This window comes from Nocardia asiatica NBRC 100129 (assembly GCF_000308415.1).
Taxonomy (GTDB): Bacteria; Actinomycetota; Actinomycetes; order Mycobacteriales; family Mycobacteriaceae; genus Nocardia; species Nocardia asiatica.
In genome coordinates, this window is record NZ_BAFS01000436.1 from 1 (window position 1) to 19988 (window position 19988).

The window sequence follows — 19988 nt, forward strand, 5'->3', positions numbered from 1 at the left end:
TCGGGCGATAATCGGGCGCGACGCCGCCGGCTCGGGTGATGGCCGTGTACGCGGCCACCGCGTCCGTCGGCTTGCGCGTGAGCGTCGGATCGGTCAGGACGTCGACCGTGTACAGGCCGAAACGCGGTGTGTAGGAGCCCCACTCGTAGTTGTCGGTGAGACTCCAGTAGTTGTAGCCGATCAGGTCGATACCGTCGGCCTCGGCCCGCTGGAGCCAGTAGACGGTGTCGCGCAGCGAGTCCGCCCGCCCGTATCCGTCCGCGCGAGGCAGACCGTTCTCGGTGGGCATCCCGTTCTCGACGATGTAGAGCGGCTTGCCCGGAAACTGGCGCGAATAGTGTTGGAGCGCATAGTAGATGCCTTCCGGCTGCAGCGGGTTCTTCCACAGTTCGGTGAAATTCGCCGAGTTGGTGAGGCTGTCGGGGGAGAGGCCGTAGTAGTAGTCGATGCCGATGTAGTCGAGCTTGGCGGCGATCTTGTCCACCAGCGGCTTGTTCACCACGTCCTCGCCGCCGGGGATATAGGCGACGTTGCTGGTCACCATGGCGTCCGGCTGGACGTGGTGGATGTGGTCGTAGATGGTGTTGTGCGCCTGCGCGATCCGGTCCTGCATCGCGGGCGCGGCGGCCGGTGACAAGCCGCCGTGCCGTAGTTCGTTCACCAGGTAGACGATCGGCTCGTTGAACGTGACCCACAACGGCTTGTACGTGGCGTAACGATCCACGACCACGCGGGCGTTGGCCAGCCAGTCCGCCACGATGCCCGGGTTGTCCCAGCCACCTCGATCGACCGCCCAGCCCGGATAGACCCAGTGGTCGATGGTGAGCATGGGCCGCATCCCGGCGGCGGTGATGGCGGCGACGACGTCGTCGTAGAACTTCAGCCCGTGCGGATCCCACTTGCCCGGCTCGGGCTGGAGTCGCGCCCACTCGATGCCGACCCGATAGACCTTGACGCCCAGGTCGGCGGCCAAGGCGATGTCCGAGCGGTAGCGCGTGTAGAAGTCGATCGAATCCCGGTAAGGGTCTGTGGTTTTCCCGGACGCGACATAGCGGGACCAGTTGCTGTCCGGGGCGTGACCCTCCGATTGATATCCCGACGCGGCCACTCCCCAGAGGAAGTCCGGGCCCATCGGCGTGACGACAGCGGGCGGTGCGGGCCGGGCGGCCGCCGGGGTGGCGCCTCCGAGCAAGACCACGGAGACAGCCGCGAGGACGGACGAGACGCGGTGGCGGTGGGAACGCATCGAACTCCTGTTCCGAGACGGGTGACGGGCGCTTCTGGACCTCCGGCGAGTTCACCCGGTGGGGGCGAAGACCACGGGGGACAGGGTAACTGGTCGCTTGTCCGTTTTCCTGGAGTCGGGGTGGGGGAGTGTTGGCCGGGCGGGCGGTGGAGGCGTCGCGGAGGTGTGGAGTTGCGCGCAGGAGGAGGGCTCCGCACCTTTGGAAGCCCTACGAGACTCAGATGATACATATGGTTAAGTAGATATGCGCATTTAACTATCTATCTCTCCTAGGTGTCGCCCGAACAGCACCTAAAAGCAAAAAAGCATCGAGGAGGGGAGCGAGTCTCGCTGTGAGATACCCCCGTTCAGGGCGCGCGGATGCCACTCGGCACGGGAGGCGTGTCAGGATTCGTCCATGGTCGCGAATCCGCTGCCGCGAGTGGCCCGGCGCGTCGCCCAGCAGCGCTGGGTGATGCGGACGGCGCCGGTCGTGGTGCGGCTGGAGCGTCTACTCCGGCGGTTGAGCGGTGGGCGGATGGGCGTCCTCGACTTGGCGGGGCTTCCATCGATCGAGATCACCGTGCCGGGGCGCAAAACCGGAATCCCGCGCACCACGTCTCTGCTGTACGTCCCGCACGGCGCGGACTTCGTCGTCCTCGGGTCGAACTGGGGAGGTCGTGCGCATCCGGCATGGTCGGCGAATCTGCGTGCCGCGCAGACCGCCTCGGTCCGGCACAAGGGTGAGCGGTTCTCGGTGACGGTCAGGGAGATCACCGGCGTGGAACGAAAGCCGTTCTGGGATCGCGCGGTCGCGTTCTGGCCCGGTTACGCGATGGAGTACGAACTGTCCGGCGGCAGGGTATTCCGTATCTTCGAGCTGCGTCGGCAATCCGCCTGAGCAAGTGCGCGAACGGGAACGAGCGGTGGGCGCGGTGTCGGTGCGCGGTTACGGTGGGATGGTGACCACGCATCTGACTCACTGGGGCGCGTTCGAGGCGGACAGTGATGGCGAACGACTCACGAGGGTCCGGCCGTGGCGTGGTGACCCGGAACCGACGCCGTTGATCGAAAACGTCGCGTCCGCGCAGCATCATCCGACTCGGATCGACCAGCCGTACATCCGACGCGGCTGGCTGGAGAACGGGCCGGGCCCCGGGGCGCGCGGGTCGGAGTCGTTCGTCCCGGTCTCATGGGACCGAGCATTGGACCTGCTGGCCGGTGAGCTGCGGCGGGTGTACGGGCAGTACGGTGCGGAGGCGGTGTACGGCGGTTCGTACGGCTGGGCCAGCGCGGGACGGTTTCATCACGCGCAGAGTCAGTTGCATCGGTTCCTGAACTGTCTCGGTGGCTACGTCCGGCACGTGAACAGCTACAGTCTGGGCACGTCGACGGTGTTCCTGCCCTATGTCATCGGCGATGTCGGCTGGGTGACCCAACGGGCGACGGCCAAGACGGTGCTGGCTGAACATTCCGAGCTGGTGGTGGCCTTCGGCGGTCTGTCGCCGAAGAACACGGCGGTCTCGCCGGGCGGCGTCTCGCGGCACAACACGCGCGGTTGGATCGCGGCGGCGCGGGCGCGGGGCTGCCGGTTCGTGTCGATCAGTCCGCTGCGCGACGACACCCCGTCCGAGGGCGACGCCGAATGGATCGCGCCGTTGCCGGGAACCGACGTGGCGATGATGCTCGCGCTCGCTCAGGTGCTCGATGCGGAGGGCTTGGCCGACCGAGAGTTCCTGCGCGCGTACACCGTCGGCTACGAGCGCTTCGCGGCGTACCTGCGTGGTGCGGAGGACGGCGTCGCGAAGGATCCGGAGTGGGCGGCGGCCGTCACCGGTGTGCCGGCGAACCGTATCCGGGCGCTGGCGCGCGAGATGGCTGCCGTTCGAACGCTGGTGACGGTGAGCTGGTCGCTTCAGCGCGCACGGCACGGTGAGCAGCCGTTGTGGGCGGGTGTGGCGCTCGCGGCGATGCTGGGCCAGATCGGTCTTGCCGGTGGCGGATTCGGGCACGGTTACGGGTCGGCCGCCGGAGTCGGGGAACCGGCGCGGGCGCCGGTGCCGCGTCTCCCGCAGGGGCGCAACGGAATCGATATCTTTATTCCGGTCGCGCGGATCGCGGACATGCTGCTGAACCCTGGTACGCGTTACCGGTACAACGGCCAGGAGCTGGTCTATCCGGATGTGCGATTGGTGTATTGGTGCGGCGGTAATCCGTTCCATCACCACCAGGACCTGGCCCGGTTGCGTGCGGCGTTCGCGCGTCCGGACACGATCGTGGTGCACGATGCGTTCTGGACGGCGACCGCGCGGCACGCCGACATCGTGCTGCCCTCGACCATGTCCATCGAGCGCGACGATTACGGCGTCGGTGAAGGCGACAGCGTGTTCTTTCCCATGCGGGCGCTGACTCGCCCGCGTGCCGAGGCGCGCGACGACTATTCGATTTTCGCCGCGGCGGCCGAACGGCTCGGGGTCGGTCCGCAGTTCACCGAGGGGCGCTCGGCCGGTGGGTGGCTGCGGCATCTGTACGAGCAGTGGCACCTCGCGCAGTCGCGCGCGGGCCACGAGTTGCCGGATTTCGATGCGTTCTGGGCGGGGGAGAGCCTGGAACTTCCGGTGCCCGACCCGCGGCAGGTGCTGGCCGCGGATTTCCGGGCCGACCCGGTCCGGTATCCGCTCGCCACACCCAGCGGGAAGATCGAGATCTTCTCCGCGACCATCGCCGGTTTCGGGTATGCGGATTGTCCGGGTCATCCCGTGTGGTTGGAGCCGGAGGAGTGGCTCGGTGGTCCGGCGGCGGAGCGGTACCCGTTGCAGTTGGTGGCGAATCAGCCGCGGACGAAGCTGCACAGCCAGCTCGATGTGGGGGTCTACAGCCGGTCGGTCAAAATTTCCGGGCGCGAGCCGATTCGGATGCATCCCTCGGACGCCGCCGCGCGTGGTGTGTCCACGGGTGCGATCGTGCGGGTGTTCAACGGGCGGGGTAGTTGCCTGGCCGGACTGGTCGTCGACGACGGGGTACGGGCTGGTGTGGTGCAGTTGTCCACCGGGGCGTGGTACGACCCCGACCCGGCCGACCCGGGGTTCTGCCGTCACGGTAATCCGAACGTGCTCATTGCCGACCGTGCCTCCTCCACGCTGAGTCAGGGTTGCGCGGGGCAGCTCACACTGGTGGAGGTCGAGCGCTATACGGGTCCGATCACGGAGGTGGAGGTGTTCCGTCCGCCGCCAGCCGAGGTCGTGCCAGGACTGTAGCTTGTTTTGCCGATCGCGATCGCTGGTCCATCTGATCAGGGCGGATCGTGTAAGTCGAACAATGGACACGGCGATCAGGACAACGGTTGGTTGTCGGTGGAGGTGGCGGGTGGAGCTGGATCTCGCGGCGTTGCGGGCGTTCGTCGCGGTGGTGGAGGAGGAGCAGTTCGGGCACGCGGCGGCTGTGCTGGGGGTCAGTCAGCAGGCGGTGTCCAAGCGCATCGCGAAGCTGGAATCGCAGCTCGGGGTGGAACTGCTGGAGCGCGGGCACGCCGGCAGTGTGCCGACCGGGGCGGGTGCTCGGCTGCTGCCGCACGCGCGGTCGCTACTGGCGGGCGCGGAGGCCGCGGTGCGTGCGGTGCGTGCGGAGGTGCGGCCGTTGCGGGTGGCGGTGCTGGGCAAACGGATGGCCGCGACGGAGTTGATGGAGTTCTATCTCGCGCGTCATCCGCGCTCCGACACCGAGGTCGTGATCTCGAACGTGATCACGACCTCGCGGGAGGCGCTGCGCTGCGGTGTGGTGGACGCGGCGCTGGCTCGCGCGTACGGCGGGCCGGTGCCGTTGCCCGACGATATCGTCGCGGCTGCGGCGTATTTGGAGCCGTTGTATCTGCTGGTGGGTAAGGATCATCCGTTCGCGGGGCGGTCGACGATCGCGTTGCGGGAGATCGCGGGGCATCCGGTGTGGGTGCCGGGAGCGGCCGTGCCGTCGGAGTGGGCGGACTTCTATCGAGATCTGAGCGCCTTCAGTGGGATTCCCGTCGACGTCAGCGGCCCGTTGGCGGGTCTGGCGGAGATCGTCGAACGCATCGCGCATTCGTCGTCGCTGATGACCTTCACCGGCGACGGGGGTCAGACGCCGTGGCATCCGAACGTGCGGCGTTTGATGATCGTCGATCCGACACCGGCCTATCCGCTGGCGCTGCTGTGGTCGACGGGAAATCGGCATCCGGGGCTGCGGCATTTGATCGAGCATGTGGCGGACAACTACAACCGGGACACCGCCGCCTCCTGCTGGGTTCCCGAACGGGATCGGGCGCTGTTCGCTGTTCCGGATGCGGCGCCGGGCGCGGATCGTGCGTCTGTGCCTCTACCATTCCCCAGGTGACCGGATACGACCAGCTCGACGCGTTCGAGCATCTCGACACCTCGACGTTGCCGCCGCGGCAGCAGCGGATTCTTGCCACGATTCGAGACTGGGTGCTGCGGTACGGGTATCCGCCGAATACGCGCGAGCTCGGTGACGCGGTGGGTCTGCGGTCGGCGTCGTCGGTGTCCAAGCATTTGCGGAACCTGGAGGAGCGGGGTTTTCTGCGGCGCGGCCGGACGGTGTCGCGTCCGATCGACGTGCGAATGTTCCTGCCGACGCCCGCGCGGCGGGAGATCGGGCAGGACGCGGTGGCGGTGCCGGTGGTCGGCGATATCGCGGCGGGTGCTCCGATCCTGGCCGAGGAGCATGCCGACGACACGATGACGTTGCCGCGCGAGCTCGTCGGGCGCGGCACGGTGTTCGGGTTGCGGGTGCGGGGTGATTCGATGATCGAGGCGGCGATCTGCGACGGCGACATCGTGGTGGTGCGCAAGCAGCACGAGGCGCATTCCGGTGAGATCGTGGCGGCGATGATCGACGGCGAGGCGACGGTGAAGGTGTATCGGCGGCGCAACGGTCACGTGTATCTGGAGCCGCGGAACCCGGCGTACGAGGTGATCGACGGTGACGAAGCGATCGTGCTGGGGAAGGTCGTTTCGGTGATGCGGCGGGTCTGACTTCGGGTCGCGACGGCCGCGATCACCGCCCTGTGCCGGAGGGTGCGTCCGGTGACGAGAGTGCGGTCACCGGCGCGGGGCTGCCGGGCGGCGGCAACCCCGGTTCCTGTTATGGAACGAGATCGAGCACGGCGGACCCTGTCTCGAAATTCGTAGGAGCGGAGGTGTGGTGGTGGACTACGAGCCATCGGCCGTCGATTTTGCGATAGCAGGTGGTCGAGCGGAACCAGAAGTCGGCCGTCCGGCCGTCGCGGTAGGTGCCGGTCATGCGGTTGAGGGAGTGGCTGAACGCCACATCGCCGCCGATGGCGATGTCCAAGTCGTGGATTTCCTGGACGATCGGCCCGTCGAATGCGGCGAAGGTGTCGTGCCACGGTTCGAGGTAGTTCTCGATACCGATATACCGAAGCGGCGGCAAGATATCGAAGGAGACGATGTCTGCGGCGTGGGTGGCGACGATACGCGCCACGGATTTCTCCCGGAAGGCTTCGACCCATTCGTCGATGATGTGGCGGATCGCTGTTTCGTCTGCGCTGCTGCTCATTTCGCCCCCTGTCGGTCGGTACTGCAGCGCCGCGCATGTGGCGCATGGGCACTGCGACGGCAGGATGCCGACCTTCGTAGTTTCTTACCGTCGCTCGGCGCGGGCCAAGTACGCACGTTCCACCGGGTTACCTACGCGCAGGTAAGTGACCAGCGCCGAGGGACGGCTTGTGCAATCAGAGTGAGGCACATCACTTTGGACAGTGGGCCGTCGAACGGCTGCCGGGTAGTGCCCGAGACGAGCGAGTCAGGGTTTCGCGCACGACATGCCGTGAGGTGATGACATATCCATTCCGGGGTAGTAGCTGAGAATGTTCGAGGTCATCAGTAGCAAGAACGCATTGGTCAGCAGCGCGGCGACTGATAGCAACGCCGCCGTGTACCGCCGCGAGGAATGCGGTCGCGCCGCGGCGCGGGTGAGAACGACAGCGGCGACAACTGCCGACAGGGCCAGTGCCGCAACAGTTCCGATCGGTAACCATAGTCCGTAGGGATGTACAAGACTTAGCGTTCCGCGATACTTCGTCACGCGGCATTCTTCTCGGAAGGCGCGCACTGCGCGGTAATCGAGAAACATCATCGTGGCGAACGCGAGTGGCCCCGAAGCGAGAAGGAACGCGAATCCCACACTGGACGTCCGTGGACGGCTCACAGTGCTCGTGCGCGTTCCGGGATCGCCTTGGCCGACGGCTCGACCGTCGGGCCTCGATCTCTCGGGCGGTTCGGCGGAGCGCTGATCGCTCGAGGCGGACGTCGATTCACTCATCGGCGCACCCTAGCAGTCGGCGGACTTTCGCATCCACCACTCATGACCGGTCAAACATGTTGCTGCACAGCCTAGTTGAGATACCTATCGACCCCCGATGTGCGGAGGGTGACATCTCGACCACACTCGCCGTCGTGCGGCAATGAAATCACCGCGACATGCGGAATAGTCCTCGGTCAGCGCGTTGAGCGCTCGAGCGTTCGCACGCGGTTCACCCGGCCTTGCGTACGTGTGTTGCCCGGAATTGGGACGGGGAGGTCCCGTATTGCTGGAGGAAGGCGAGGCGAAGCGTTTCCGCCGAGCCGAAGCCGCAGCGCCGTGCGATGCCGGTCATCGGCAGTGATGTCGTGATGAGCAGGTTCGCGGCGGCTTCGACGCGCGCCCTGCGGACGTATCGCCCGGGTGGATATCCGATCTGGTCGACGAACAGCCGGGCCAGGTGCCGCGCGCCGACGCCGACCAGGGCCGCCAACGCGGCCGTGGACAGGTCGCCGTCGAGATGGGCGGTCACGTGAGCGGTGACTCGGCGGACGAGATCGTGCTCCGGCGGTGGGCCTGCGGTGAACACGCTCATCTGCGCTTGGTTGCCGGGCCGCTGCAGGTAGGTCACCAGATAGCGGGATACGGTTCGCGCTACCTCGGCGTCGTGATCTTCCTCGACGAATGCCAGTGCCAGATCCAGCGCGCTGGTTACTCCGGCTGCTGTCGTGACACTTCCGTCGCGGATGAAGATCGGACGAGGGTCGACCGTGACGCGGGGGTAGCGGGCGGCGAATGGACCGGCGTACTGCCAGTGCGTGGTCACGCGCTTGCCGTCGAGGATGCCTGCCGCGGCCAGGATCGTGACGCCGGTGCAGACGGACGCGACCCGCCTGCTCTCCTTGGCCAGACGCCGGACGTGGCCGACGAGTTGCGGATTGGCGGCGGCGGCGTCGTGGCCCAGTCCGCCCGAGACGATCAACGTGTCCAGCGGCCCTTTGAGACGTTCGAGTGAACTCGGACCCGTCAGTGTCAGACCCGAGTGCAGCTCGATCGGCCGACCGCCTGGCGTGGCGACGACTATGCGGTACGGGTGACGCGCTCCCATGTTGTTCGCCATCCCGAGGGCCGTTGTCATACAGGCGATGTCGAGCAACTCCGCGCCGTCGTAGCCGACCACCACCATGACCCGCTCCCGCACAGCCCGACCCTACATCGGAAAGACCAGGATCCCAAGATTTCGGACATCGACCGTCCGCCTGCTCGCTTGCCGGTGCGCCGATCAGAACTGTGGGCGGTATGGACCTCTTTTCCGCCGGGCCGGTCGGCGTGGTCGTGCGCCGGTGGCCGACGCTGGCCGCGGTCGTGGCTGTCGTCGTCTTCTTCGCCGATGGTGGGTCCGAACCGACGCCTTTCGCCGTCCTCTTACCCGTCATGGCCGTCCTCTATCTGGTGTTCGGCGGGCTGCGCGGCGACCTGTGGCACCGGGGTGAGTTCGCGCTGCAGACGGCCGGGGTTCTTGCGTTCGGCGGCATCGCCCTCGCGGTGCAGGCGGCGGACGGGAGTCTCGCCCGCTACCTGCTCGCGGGCGGTTGGCTGGCCCACGGCGTCTGGGACTTCGTCCACCACCGCCGTGATCGCGTCGTGCCCCGGGCTTGGTCGGAATGGTGTGGGGTGGTCGACGTTCTCGGAGCGGCGGCGCTGCTGTTTGTGCCATGACCGCGAGCAAGGGGAACAGTCGCCGACACAAGGAGGGGAGTCGATGAGCAACTCCGCAGGCACCGCCGTCACGGATGTCCGCCACGATGTCGGTGAGGTCTTGGTCGGACGGGAGGCCGAGCTGGCGCAGATCGTCGCCTTGCTGCTCGGCCGGGCACGGCTGATCACTCTGCTCGGACCGGGCGGTATCGGCAAGACCAGTCTCGCCGCGGAGGCGCTGCGGCGGTATCGCAGATCCACCGGAGCGCCGGTCCATTGGGTTCGACTCGCGCGGTTGGCCGCGGGCTCGGGCGCCGACCTGGTCGCCGAGGAGACCGTACAGGCGGTGGTCGGTGCGGATTTCTCCGGCCGGACGTCGTGGGAGTCGTTGACCACGGCGCTCGGGCGCACCGCTGGTCACTCGAAGGGCAGTCCGCCGTTTCTGGTCATGGACAATTGCGAGCATGTCGTGATCGGAGCGGGCGAAGTGATCAGCCGCTTGCTCGCGGCCGTGCCCCGGCTGATCGTCCTCGCGACGAGTCGCCAGGCCATCGATTGGGTCGACGAGTATCGCGTCGTGGTGCCACCGCTGTCTCGGCCGGACGCGATCGAGCTGTTCCGGCGGCGATCGGAGATGGCCGGACACCCCGTGGTGGGGACGAGCCGAGACCACACGGTCGGCGCCATCTGCCGCCACCTCGACAACAATCCGCTGTTCATCCGTTTGGCCGCGGCCAGGCTGGTCCGTCGCCCGCTGGGGGCCGTTCTGCGGGAGTTGAGCGTGGCGTCCTCGGACGATATGCGGATGCACTGGACGCACGGCTCGCAACTGGGCGTCGAGGCCCGGCACCGGCGAGTGGGTGATGTGATCAAGTGGTCCTACGATCTGTGCCCGCCCGAGGAACGGTTGCTGTTCGACCGTCTTTCGGTGTTCGCCGCCGGAACGGTGGTCGATGCGGAGGCTCCCGCTGTGCTCGGAGTGGAGCTGGAGGCCATCGAAGCCGTTTGCGCCGACGACGGAAGCGTTCGGGCAGACCACGTCGGACGCGGGGAGACGGTCGCGGCGGCGCAGGTGCGGCAGCTTCTCGACCAGCTCTGTGATCGCTCCTTGGTCACCGTCCACATCGAGGCGGAGACCGTGCGGTACTCGCTGCTCGAGAGTCTGCACCTGTTCGCGCAGCAGCGGTTGCGTCTGCGTTCGAGCGGTGGCGAGGACGAATGGGTGCGGCTGGCTCGACGGCATCTGCGGTACTACCGTGACAAGGTGGTGGACGCGGCGGCCCACTGGTTCGGTCCGGCCGAATCCGAGTCGCTGGATTGGGCGCGCGCGGCGTGGCACAACATCATCACCGCGATCGAACGAAGTGTCGCGCTGCCGGGTGAGGGCGCTGCCGGCCTGGAGATCTGCGCCGCGGTACTCGCGCTGCAACTTCCGTTTCGCATGGGCTCGCTCAGGGAAGCGCGCCGTTTGACCGAATCGGCGCTGAACTCCACGCACGCCTTGCCGCAGCCGCCGGTGCGGCTGCGAATCGCGACGACGGCCGCGACGGCGTGGATCGTACTGTGCCAGGGGAAGCTGGAGGAGGCCGAAGGGTTGCTGGCGAAGTGCGTGGAGGCATGCGTACCCGAGGAGAGCTCGCGCCGGTGGTGGCGGGATGACCCCGAAACCGACATCGGTCTATCTGCGGAGGTGGAATTCGTCTGGGGCAACTTTCTTTTCGTACTCCGGGACGCGAGGTCGACCGTCGTCTTGTCGCGTGCCCGTGCGAAGTTCGACCGCCTGGGGGCCGACAGCGCCGCCTCGATCAGTGAGCTGATCGCCGCCCTCGCGGCGGCGCTGCTCGGTACCGCGGATCGTGCCGTCCCGCTCGCCTCGGCGTACCTGGATCATGCCGAGGCCTCGGGCACGTCGTTCGCGAAAGGATGGGCGGACCTCGTCTGGGCGATCACGCTGACCAAGCACGGTGACGCGTCGGCGGCGCTGGATACCGCACGCCGGGCACTGGCCCGGCAGCTGAGCCGGCGGGATGAATGGGGTGCGTTGTGGGCCGTGCAAGCGCGCGCCTGGGCACTGGCGCGAATCCTGGACGCCGATAGCGGCCGCGGCACGCTCGACCGTGTGGGCAAGGTCGCGCTCGCCACCGAGATCGCCCAGCTCATCGGCGGTACCTCGACTCTGCGCGGCGAGCTGGGCATCGATATCACCGGGCTGGGCCCGTTCCAGGACGAAACCGCGAACGCCGTGGAGGTCGCGCGGAAGGTGCTGGGCGCCGGACGTTTCGCCGAGGCCGAAGCGCGCGGCGGGAGTCTGCGGCCGCAATCGCACGAAGTCCACCACCTCGCCATGGGCACGCTGCCGCCCGACCGGGTGTCCACCGCGCTCGGCGGCGGGCAGGCCGCGCCCTGGCAGCTGTTGACCCGCGCCGAGCAGGAGGTGGCGGTGCTCGCCGCCGCGGGCTGGCCCAACAGCGCGATCGCGATACGCCGCGGGAGCGCGCCCAAGACCGTCGACGCGCAAGTCGCGGCCATCCTGCGCAAACTCTCAGTGTCCTCCCGGGAACACATCATCGTCTCGATCCCCGATCAACTCTCCGCCCGAGTTGACACCGAAGCCGCCCGCCGTCCGTCCCGCCGCCGGCGATGACACAGCCCGGAAGGGCGCACCAGCGAGGGTGGTCGGCTAGCGGTTCGGTCGGGCTGTCCGACGCGCGGCTGCGGCGCGCACGCGGCGAGTTCTTCCCTGGTCGGCGAGCAGCGCCAGGACAGCGGGTGAGGTCGCGAGGTCGACGGCCTTGCGCTGGAACCAGTCGGAGGCCCCGCGGATCTGATCGGCAGTCCACGCCTCGCCCGTGCGGATCGATCTCAGCAGAGCCCATTCGCGCAGCCTGCGGACGAGGTATTCGCGCTCACCGATCACTTGCCCGATGGTGTGCGCCCAATCGAGGAATTCTGAGGCGCTGAGCAGTTCGGTGGCCCGCCGGTCGAGGTGTTCGACCACCGCCGCCTCCGCCATCGCCGTGTCCGGATCACCGAGGACGACCTCTATCATGCCGCTTTCGCCCTCCGGGAGAACCCACGCCAGTTCCTGGCGGTAGCGCGCGTACCGCTGATGCCCGTCGTCGTCATCGACCGCCGGGTCCATCTCGCCCGATCGCCGGGTCGTCACGCGGTGCTCCGGCCGACGAGCGGCGACCCGGACTCTGGGGAGGCGACGCGGCTGTGCGCGAGCGCCGCTCGTTGCTGGCCCCGATCGATCTGCATGACGACCGTCGTCAGCAGCGCCGCCGCGAGCGCGAACAGCGCTGTGGCGGTCCACAGCATCGCCGGCACGAGGTAGGCGAGGCCGATCGCTGCGACCGTCCAAGCGGCGACCCAAGCCAGCCACCAGACCACCACTGGCCAGCGGATGGATGTCGAGCCGTGGTGGCTCACGCGGTACACGTCGTCGACGACGACGGCGGGGATGATCGTATTGCCCACTGGCACGAACCAGCCGCCGAGGACCCACCCCCTGCCGAGACGCTGCGCCGCCGGATTCACTATCTCGGCATTGATCCTGGCGCGCAGGAGCCAGAAAAGGAATAGGGAGCCCGCCACGAACACGGTGAGCGTCCAAGTCAGCAGACCGAACAGCATCAAAGGCGCCCAATCGTCCATTGCTGCTTCGTACTCGGGCGTGCCCTTCTTCGCATTGCCCCCCTCGCCGTATCCGGAGGCAGCCATCGCGACTATCGCGGGTCCGGCAACGGATGCCAGCGACAACCCCGCGGCCACGGTCCCGAGTACCCCGACGGGCTCGAGCGGGCGCACCGGAGGCGGAGCGGCGTGCTGGGCGAGGTCAGGTCGAACCGATACGGGCGGCTCCATTTCGGCACCGTCCTCCGCTGTAGCGGCCAGCGGGGCGCGGGCCTCCTGCCATCGGGTGACCCGAAGGAGGATCACGGCCAACGTCACCGCCGCCGCGCCCAGCGAGAGCATCCCGCTGAAACCGGCCAGCATCCCCAGAGCCGCGAGATCGGTCCCGGCGGTGCCCAACCGGGGCGCGACGCCGAGCAGATACGCCACGAACAGCAGGATCGAGCCTGTGATGAACCCGATCCACCACAAGACGACCAGCGGAGTCGTCGAATTCGCCGCGAGTCTCCGGGCGTTCGTCGGCGTCGCCGGGTCGCTGGCCCGTTGGATGTCATCGATGACCAGCGGTGGCAGCAACCAGTTGACGATCGGCAGGAAACCGGCGACCGCCCACGCGCGCGGGAGCCGATGCGGTGCGGCGCAGAGCACTTCGGCGTTGCGCCTGGACCGATAGGTCCAGATGACAAACAGCACGCCACACACCAGTTGCGCAGGCAACGCGATCGACCATCCCCAGGACGAAGCCGTCTGGTCCTGGAGCTTCCGCAGGTACTCCTCGGTGCTCGACAGATCGTTCTCGTAGTCGAGCAACAGCTGATAGTTGCGCCAGTCTCCCGCCACCTCGACCGCATGGGCCACCACGACCGCAGCCGCGGCCAGTATCACGGCCACAGACCAGCCCAGGACACTCCCGAACGAGGGTGGCCCGGGACGATGCGCGGACGTCATCCTGACGTAGTCGGCATCGTCGCGCCCGGAGAACTCGACCTGCATTACATCCCTCCCGTGGATCACCCTGGAAGGCCGCATCCGAGGACTCCGCCGACCCGCCGCGCCGAGCCGGGGGAAAGCGAGCCGCCATCGTGCAGCCGCAAGGACATAAGTCTCGGTGTGCCGTCGACCCGAACGCATCGGTGGTCCGTAGGTAGTTTCAGGATCGCGGTGAACGCAATCATTCTGTGCGTCGGCCACGCGCCTTACTGTTCCGGACAGTACCGCTGCGCGCGGGCGGCTGCATCGCCTGCGACAAGTGCGTGGACGTGTGCCCCACGAACGTCTTCGACCGCACCGACAGCGGCATCCCGGTGATAGCGCGGCAGTCCGACTGCCAGACCTGCTTCATATGCGAGGCCTACTGTCCTACGGACGCGCTGTACGTCGACCCGCAAGCGACTCCGCTGGCTGATCACGACGCGGTGCGCGACGACCATATCGGTCGCTACCGCAAGGAGATCGGCTGGTGTCGCGGTCGCAGGCCGGGCAGTCTGGTCGCGGTGGGCCCGCCTCTGCCGCACGGCGCCGCGCCGCCGCGGCTGTCGCAACGGTGAACGTACGGAGTCGGCGGATCCCGATCACGTGGCGATTTTTCGGAGCTGGTCAGCCGGTGCCGGGCCGGGCGGCGGTGACCCGCTCGGCGTGGGCGAGCACGCGCTCACGCAGATCCCAGTATCTGCAATGGTTCTCGCGGCAGACGTCGGCGGCGAGGTGGGTGAACGTGTGGGCCATGGCGTGAACCGCGGCGAGGATCTCCGCGCCGTTGTAGCGGGGGAAGAACGCCGGTAAGTCGTCGCGGAAACGGGGATCGAGCCACTCGTGGAGGTGATGTCCGTTGTGCCAGTGGTCGATGCGGCCGCCCGATCGGGCGCTGGTGTGCCATTCGGCCATCGCCAGCAGTAGATCGCGCAGCTCGGCCGAGCGCAGCATCGCGGGCCACAAGTCGTCGCGCGCGACGTAGACGGGGATCTGGGTGGCTTCGAACCAGAATTCCCGCTGCGTCGCCTCGATCTCGGCGGCGGTGGGCCGGGCGGGGGTGTGGCTGCCGGTGGCGGGCGGCAACGCGGTGGTACTGCCGTCCTTGTCCAGGAGCACGCGGTAGCCGCGCTGATACAGTTCGTCGAAGCCGTCGGCGATCAGGCCGTCGAGGCGGGCGGGACCGGCCAGGGTGAAGTCGACTTTGCGGCCTTCGGCCAGGACCACCAGGCAGGTCGGCCAGTGCGGCTGGTCGTTGGCCAGGTGGATGTTCACCAGTACCGGTCCGATCGCGGGCAGCCAGTCGTCGGCGCCGACGAGTTCGCCGGTGCCGGGGCCGATGAGTTCGATGTCGAGATCGGAGAATTCGTCGACTCGGGTTCCTCGCGCCCGCGACCCGGTCTGTATCACCGCCGAGATTCCGGGATGTGCGGCGGCGAACCCGATGATCCGGTCGACGACGAGGTCGGCGTCCTCCATGTGTCCCTTTCCTGCGACGGGGCTTTCCGGCGTGACCGCCATCCTTCCCGTCGCACGGCGCGGACGCCATCAGGTTTTCGGTGTGGTGAGTATCCGACCGCAGCGTCGCGGTCTTCGGATGGGAGGCAGAACTTGCGGGAGATCGCCGAGTGGGCGCGGCAGCGGCCCTGGGGTGTGGGTCTGGAGTGGGGCTGCGCGGGTGCGATGGCGCTCGGACCCGCCAGCGCGTGCGTGGTCGTGGTCGACGTGTTGTCGTTCACGACGGCGGTGTCGGTCGCGGTCGAAGCCGGGACACGAGTGCTGCCCTACCCGTGGCGGGACGGCGGGGCCACGGAGTTCGCGGCCAGGCACGACGCGCGGTTGGCGGTGGGGCGGCGAGCGGTGTCGCAGCGACAGCCGTGGTCGCTGTCTCCGGCGGCGCTGCGGGCCGCGCCGGTCGCCGAGCGGCTCGTGCTGCCCTCACCCAATGGCTCTGCCATCTCCGCCGCCGTCCGCGGTGTGCCGGTCGTCGCGGCGTGCCTGCGCAACGCGAGCGCGGTCGCCCGCTGGATCGTGCGGCAGGGATGGGGCAGCGCGCAGCGACCGGTCGCCGTGATCGCCGCCGGTGAACAATGGCCCGGACGCGACATACTGCGGCCCGCGGTGGAGGATTGGCTCGGTGCGGGAGCGGTCGCCGGGGCGCTGGCGCGTATCGGAGCCGGACCGCTGTCTCCGGAAGCACATGCCGCGGCCGTGGCGCACGACGGGGTCGCCGACCTCTCAGCGCTGATCCGGGACTGCGCCTCCGGTCGGGAACTTTCCGGCGGCGGGTTCGCGCAGGATGTCGCGGTGGCCACCGAACTCGACAGCAGCGAGGTGGTGCCGGTGCTGACCGGCGGAGCATTCGCCGACGCCGTCCGGTGAGCCGCGGCGGTCATCGAGACCACGCTAGCGGTGTGATCCGACCAGCGCGATCGCGGATTCGACCGCCACGTCGACGATGCCCGCGATGTCGTCACCGTCTTCGACGGTGGTGGCGATGAGTTCCCGGAAGCCGCCGAAGAGGATCGTCGCCACCTGGCGAGACGGCGGCCGCAGTCCGGCGGCGGCGAATTCCGGTGTGTCGGCCAGCTTCTGGATCAGTGCCACGAACGCCTCGCCGACCTCGCGCTGCAACTGCCGCGTGTCGTCACCGAGGGCGGGGACGACACGGATCCAGCTGAGGGTCAGGGCGGGCTCGTCGCGTGCGGTGCGTATCCACCCTTCGATGGCTTGGCGCACCTGTGTGCGCCAGGGCATGCGCGGGTCGACCGCGGAATCGATGCGCTGGATCATCTCCTTGTGGTGCTCGCTCAGCAGGGCGATGAAGCAGTCCTGTTTGCTGCTGAAGTGCTCGTAGAAGGTGCGGCGCGAGGTGCGGGCGTGACGGACCACGTCGGCGACGGTCGTGTCCTGGTAGCCGCGTTCGCGCACCGCGACGGCCATGGCGTCGAGCAGGCGACGGCGGAACCCCGACTCCGGGCCGTTGTCGGGGGAGACGCGGGATACGGGAGCGGCGCGGGTCACGAGAGTCAGGTTAGTTACCCCGTTCGGTTCCTTGTGCCCGGACCTGTGGCCGAGCGCTCGTCGTGTCCCGATGCCACGGTGTGGTGGTCGTCATCATTCCCTTGTAGGTCATGGTTCGTGGCAGCGCGACCTGTTGCCCGTCCACGGTGAGACGGATGCCGCCGAGCGCGAGGAGCCGCGAGCCGGTGGCGGTCACCACCACATCGGCCTCGAGGTCGCGTCCGGCGGCCAGGCGCGGCCCGGTCGGGGTGAACCGTTCGATGCGATCGGTGACCACCGTGGCGCGGCCGTCGCGGATCGCACCGAACAGGTCTCCGTCCGGTACCGGGCACAGGCGCTGATTCACGGCTGGTAGACGGGCTTGAAGCGGGTGTCCACGTCGTAGCCCGGCGGCAGTCGCTCGATGATCAGGACGTCGAAGTGTTCGCTCATGGTGCCGCCTCGACGGCGCGGTCGAGCGTTCGCTCGCCGGGCCGCGGCGTGCGCCGGCGTACCACGGCGCGGCCCTTCTCGGCCGGGACGAGTGCGACGCCGCGGAAGTGGGTGCGCTCGTCGCGGGCGGTGGTGGGTTCGAGTGTGAAGTCCCGGAGCAGCGTGCGCAGCACGACGTTCATCTCCATCGTGGCGAACGCGGCGCCGATGCAGCGGCGGCTGCCACCGCCGAACGGTATCCAGCTGAACGTGCCCGGACGGACCCCGACGAACCGGTCGGGGTCGAAGGCGCGGGCATTCGGGAAGAGTTCCTCGTTGTCGTGCATCAACCGGATGTTGACCACGATCTTCTGGTCCTTGGGCAACGTCCATCGGCCCAATCGCAGAGTCTCGGCCCGCACTTGGCGCAAGGTCATGTCGATGACCGGCCGTACGCGCTGCACCTCCAGCAGCGTCGCCTCGCGCAGCTGTGAACCGCCGGCTTCGGCTTCGGCGACCAAGCGCCGCAGGACATCCGGGTGCCTGCGCAGCCGTTCGATCGTCCACGACAGCGTCGTCGCCGTCGTCTCGTGCCCTGCGGTGAGCAAGGTCAGCAGTTCGTCGGCGATCTCCCCGCGGGACATGGCCGTGCCGTCGTCGTAGCGCGCCTGCAGCATCATCGCCAGTACGTCGTCGCGCTCCTCGAGTCCGTCGCGGGTGGCGCGGTCGATGAGTCGGCCGACGATCTCGTCGTAGCGGCGACGGTAGGCCGCGAAGCGGGCCCAGGGGCCGAATCTGCCCAGGGCTCGCCGGGGAACCGGGATCGCGGCGAGGGCGGACGCGATCAGGACCAGTTCGGGCAGCAGTCGGCGCAGTTCCTCGAACTCCGCGCCCTCGGCGCCGAAGACCGCGCGCAGGATCACGTTCAGCGTGATCCGCATCATCGAGTCCATCGTCGCGAACTCGCGGCCCGAGGGCCACTCGGCCATCTCGCGGACCGCCTCGGCTTCCACGAGTGCTTCGTACACGGCCAGTCTGCGGCCGTGGAACGGTGGGGTGAGCAGTTTGCGCTGCTTGCGGTGTTCGGCGCCGGTGAGCGCGAACAGCGAACCCGGCCCGAGGAATTGACCGAGGTTGACGTCGATGTTGTCGACGAGGTCGGTGCTCGTGGTGAACAGGGCTTTGATCTCGGCCGGGTCGGCGAGTACGACGCAGTCTCCGAATCGGGGCATCTGGATGCGGAAGGCCGATCCGTAACGCTCGTGCATGCGGCGCCAGGTCCGGGTGCGCCCGGTCAGGATTTCCAGGTTCTGCACGATCGCCGGGGTGGATGGCCCGTCGGGAAGTCGCACAGCGGGCATGTGCCCACCTCCTCGTGTGGTACTCCGATGTACCACCTGTACGGTACGCGCCTGTACCATACTGTGACAAGGGTTACACAGCCCTTCGGGCACAGCCGGCCACCGTCGGCCGGACACCCTCAGCTCACGCGGCATCCCACAGTTCGGCGCTGTGCACGGCGAGCGGGGCTTCGATGCGCCGGAGCGCTTCGGCGACCGGCAACGAGGCCCGGCGGCGGCCGTCGCGCAGGCGCAGCGCCACCTCGCCGACGGCGGCCTCCTCGGCGCCGATGATCGCCTGATACGGCACCAAGCGGTGATCGCGAATGCGGGCCCCGAGGCTGCCGCGATCCGGCGGCGACACCGCCGCGCGCAGCCCGAGGTCGCGGCAGCGGCGCTCGAGGTCCGCGGCCGCCGACCGCTGGGCATCGGTCACCGGCAGCACGACCACCTGGGTGGGCGCCAGCCAGGCCGGGAACCTGCCGCCGTGGCATTCGATCAGCTGCGCCACCGCCCGTTCGACGCTGCCGAGGATGCTGCGGTGCACCATGACCGGCCGATGCGCCGCGCCGTCGGCGCCGGTGTAGCGCAAGTCGAACTGCTCGGGTTGATGGAAATCGACCTGCACAGTGGACAAGGTGGACTCCCGTCCGGCGCTGTCACGGACCTGCACGTCGATCTTGGGGCCATAGAACGCCGCCTCGCCTTCCACCGCGTCGTAACGCAGGCCGCAATCGTCCAGGGCAGCGGTGAGCAGGGCAGTCGATTGCTCCCACATGCGTGGCGCGGTGACGTATTTCCCATCCGGACCGGGCAGCGACAACCGGTAGCGGGCGGCACGGATGCCCAGCGCGGTATAGGCGTCGGCGATCATCGCCAGCGCCGCGGCGACCTCGGCGGCCGCCTGATCGAGGGTGCAGAAGATATGCGCGTCGTTGAGCTGGATCCCGCGTACCCGGGCCAATCCGCCCAGCACGCCCGACAGTTCGGAGCGATACATGCCACCCAGCTCCGCGATCCGCAACGGCAGTTCCCGATAGCTGTGCGCGCGGGAACGGAACAGCAGCGCGTGGTGCGGGCACAGGCTCGGGCGCAACACCACTTGCTCACCGCCGATGTCCATGGGCGGGAACATATCGTCGCGGTAATGCTGCCAATGGCCGGAAATCTCGTAGAGTTCGCGCTTGCCGAGCACCGGCGAGTACACGTGGCGGTAGCCCGCGCGGCGTTCGGCAGCGCGGATGTAATCCTCCAATGCCTGGCGCACGATCGCGCCGTCCGGCAGCCAGAACGGCAGGCCGGAGCCGATCAGCGGGTCGGTGTCGAACAGATTCAGCGCACGGCCGATGGCGCGATGGTCGGGCATGGTGGTC

At 68.2% G+C, this 19988-nt stretch carries 19 protein-coding genes; 8 read left to right on the top strand and 11 right to left on the bottom strand.

Annotated elements, in window-relative coordinates; all coding sequences use genetic code 11:
- Positions 1-1246 (bottom strand): family 1 glycosylhydrolase (locus ON27_RS32810; RefSeq protein WP_043736374.1); only part of this gene is annotated, 1246 nt, incomplete at its 3' end.
- Between the two features lie 397 nt (positions 1247-1643).
- On the opposite strand from ON27_RS32810, the gene ON27_RS32815 reads away from it, so the two are divergent.
- From ON27_RS32815 to lexA, 4 genes are all read left to right on the top strand, one after another.
- Positions 1644-2126, top strand: a complete 483-nt coding sequence (locus tag ON27_RS32815; protein WP_043736375.1) for a nitroreductase family deazaflavin-dependent oxidoreductase — start codon at positions 1644-1646, stop codon at positions 2124-2126.
- Between the two features lie 58 nt (positions 2127-2184).
- Entirely contained in the window at positions 2185-4482 is a 2298-nt protein-coding gene (locus tag ON27_RS32820; RefSeq protein WP_043736395.1) for a molybdopterin guanine dinucleotide-containing S/N-oxide reductase, read from the top strand.
- Between the two features lie 109 nt (positions 4483-4591).
- A complete protein-coding gene (locus tag ON27_RS32825; protein ID WP_043736377.1) occupies positions 4592-5590 on the top strand; it encodes a LysR family transcriptional regulator in 999 nt (332 codons plus the stop codon).
- Positions 5587-6249 (top strand): transcriptional repressor LexA, encoded by a 663-nt coding sequence (gene lexA, locus ON27_RS32830; RefSeq protein ID WP_043736378.1) that lies wholly within the window; start codon positions 5587-5589, stop codon positions 6247-6249. The genes ON27_RS32825 and lexA overlap by 4 nt, the downstream gene beginning before the upstream one ends.
- Positions 6250-6358: 109 nt before the next feature.
- On the opposite strand, the gene ON27_RS32835 is transcribed toward lexA, so the two are convergent.
- The 3 genes from ON27_RS32835 to ON27_RS32840 all read right to left on the bottom strand — a co-directional run bounded on the left by ON27_RS32835 (position 6359) and on the right by ON27_RS32840 (position 8738).
- Positions 6359-6793, bottom strand: a complete 435-nt coding sequence (locus tag ON27_RS32835; protein ID WP_043736379.1) for a YybH family protein — start codon at positions 6791-6793, stop codon at positions 6359-6361.
- Positions 6794-7039: 246 nt separating this feature from the next.
- A complete protein-coding gene (locus ON27_RS43460; RefSeq protein ID WP_157227570.1) occupies positions 7040-7420 on the bottom strand; it encodes a hypothetical protein in 381 nt (126 codons plus the stop codon).
- Positions 7421-7769: 349 nt separating this feature from the next.
- Positions 7770-8738, bottom strand: coding sequence for a GlxA family transcriptional regulator (locus tag ON27_RS32840; RefSeq protein WP_245560446.1), 969 nt, complete (start codon positions 8736-8738; stop codon positions 7770-7772).
- A gap of 98 nt (positions 8739-8836) precedes the next feature.
- Here ON27_RS32840 and ON27_RS32845 point away from each other — a divergent pair, with 98 nt between their 5' ends.
- Both ON27_RS32845 and ON27_RS32850 read left to right on the top strand, forming a co-directional pair.
- Positions 8837-9256, top strand: a complete 420-nt coding sequence (locus ON27_RS32845) for a hypothetical protein (RefSeq protein ID WP_051047239.1) — start codon at positions 8837-8839, stop codon at positions 9254-9256.
- 43 nt (positions 9257-9299) lie between these two features.
- Positions 9300-11879 (top strand): ATP-binding protein, encoded by a 2580-nt coding sequence (locus tag ON27_RS32850; RefSeq protein WP_043736385.1) that lies wholly within the window; start codon positions 9300-9302, stop codon positions 11877-11879.
- 36 nt (positions 11880-11915) lie between these two features.
- Here the strand turns inward: ON27_RS32850 and ON27_RS32855 are convergent, their stop codons facing one another.
- Positions 11916-12401 carry a hypothetical protein gene (locus ON27_RS32855; RefSeq protein ID WP_218003083.1) on the bottom strand — a complete coding sequence of 162 codons (486 nt, stop codon included), beginning with the start codon at positions 12399-12401 and terminating at the stop codon, positions 11916-11918.
- On the bottom strand, positions 12398-13864 hold the full coding sequence (locus ON27_RS32860) for a DUF4328 domain-containing protein (RefSeq protein ID WP_043736387.1): 1467 nt from the start codon (positions 13862-13864) through the stop codon (positions 12398-12400). Before ON27_RS32860 ends, ON27_RS32855 begins: the two co-directional genes overlap by 4 nt.
- Before the next feature lie 185 nt (positions 13865-14049).
- On the opposite strand from ON27_RS32860, the gene ON27_RS32865 reads away from it, so the two are divergent.
- Positions 14050-14418, top strand: coding sequence for a 4Fe-4S dicluster domain-containing protein (locus ON27_RS32865; protein ID WP_245560448.1), 369 nt, complete (start codon positions 14050-14052; stop codon positions 14416-14418).
- A gap of 49 nt (positions 14419-14467) precedes the next feature.
- Here the strand turns inward: ON27_RS32865 and ON27_RS32870 are convergent, their stop codons facing one another.
- Complete coding sequence (locus tag ON27_RS32870) at positions 14468-15319, bottom strand: aminoglycoside 6-adenylyltransferase (protein ID WP_051047240.1); 852 nt, start codon at positions 15317-15319, stop codon at positions 14468-14470.
- Between the two features lie 132 nt (positions 15320-15451).
- On the opposite strand from ON27_RS32870, the gene ON27_RS32875 reads away from it, so the two are divergent.
- Complete coding sequence (locus ON27_RS32875) at positions 15452-16222, top strand: 2-phosphosulfolactate phosphatase (protein ID WP_245560450.1); 771 nt, start codon at positions 15452-15454, stop codon at positions 16220-16222.
- Positions 16223-16246: 24 nt separating this feature from the next.
- Here the strand turns inward: ON27_RS32875 and ON27_RS32880 are convergent, their stop codons facing one another.
- From ON27_RS32880 to thrS, 4 genes are all read right to left on the bottom strand, one after another.
- Complete coding sequence (locus ON27_RS32880) at positions 16247-16864, bottom strand: TetR/AcrR family transcriptional regulator (protein ID WP_043736390.1); 618 nt, start codon at positions 16862-16864, stop codon at positions 16247-16249.
- A gap of 10 nt (positions 16865-16874) precedes the next feature.
- Complete coding sequence (locus tag ON27_RS32885; RefSeq protein WP_043736391.1) at positions 16875-17210, bottom strand: hypothetical protein; 336 nt, start codon at positions 17208-17210, stop codon at positions 16875-16877.
- 82 nt (positions 17211-17292) lie between these two features.
- Positions 17293-18636, bottom strand: coding sequence for a cytochrome P450 (locus ON27_RS32890; RefSeq protein ID WP_043736393.1), 1344 nt, complete (start codon positions 18634-18636; stop codon positions 17293-17295).
- 124 nt (positions 18637-18760) lie between these two features.
- Positions 18761-19981, bottom strand: coding sequence for a threonine--tRNA ligase (gene thrS / locus ON27_RS32895; RefSeq protein WP_043736394.1), 1221 nt, complete (start codon positions 19979-19981; stop codon positions 18761-18763).
- Between the last annotated feature and the right edge of the window lie 7 nt (positions 19982-19988).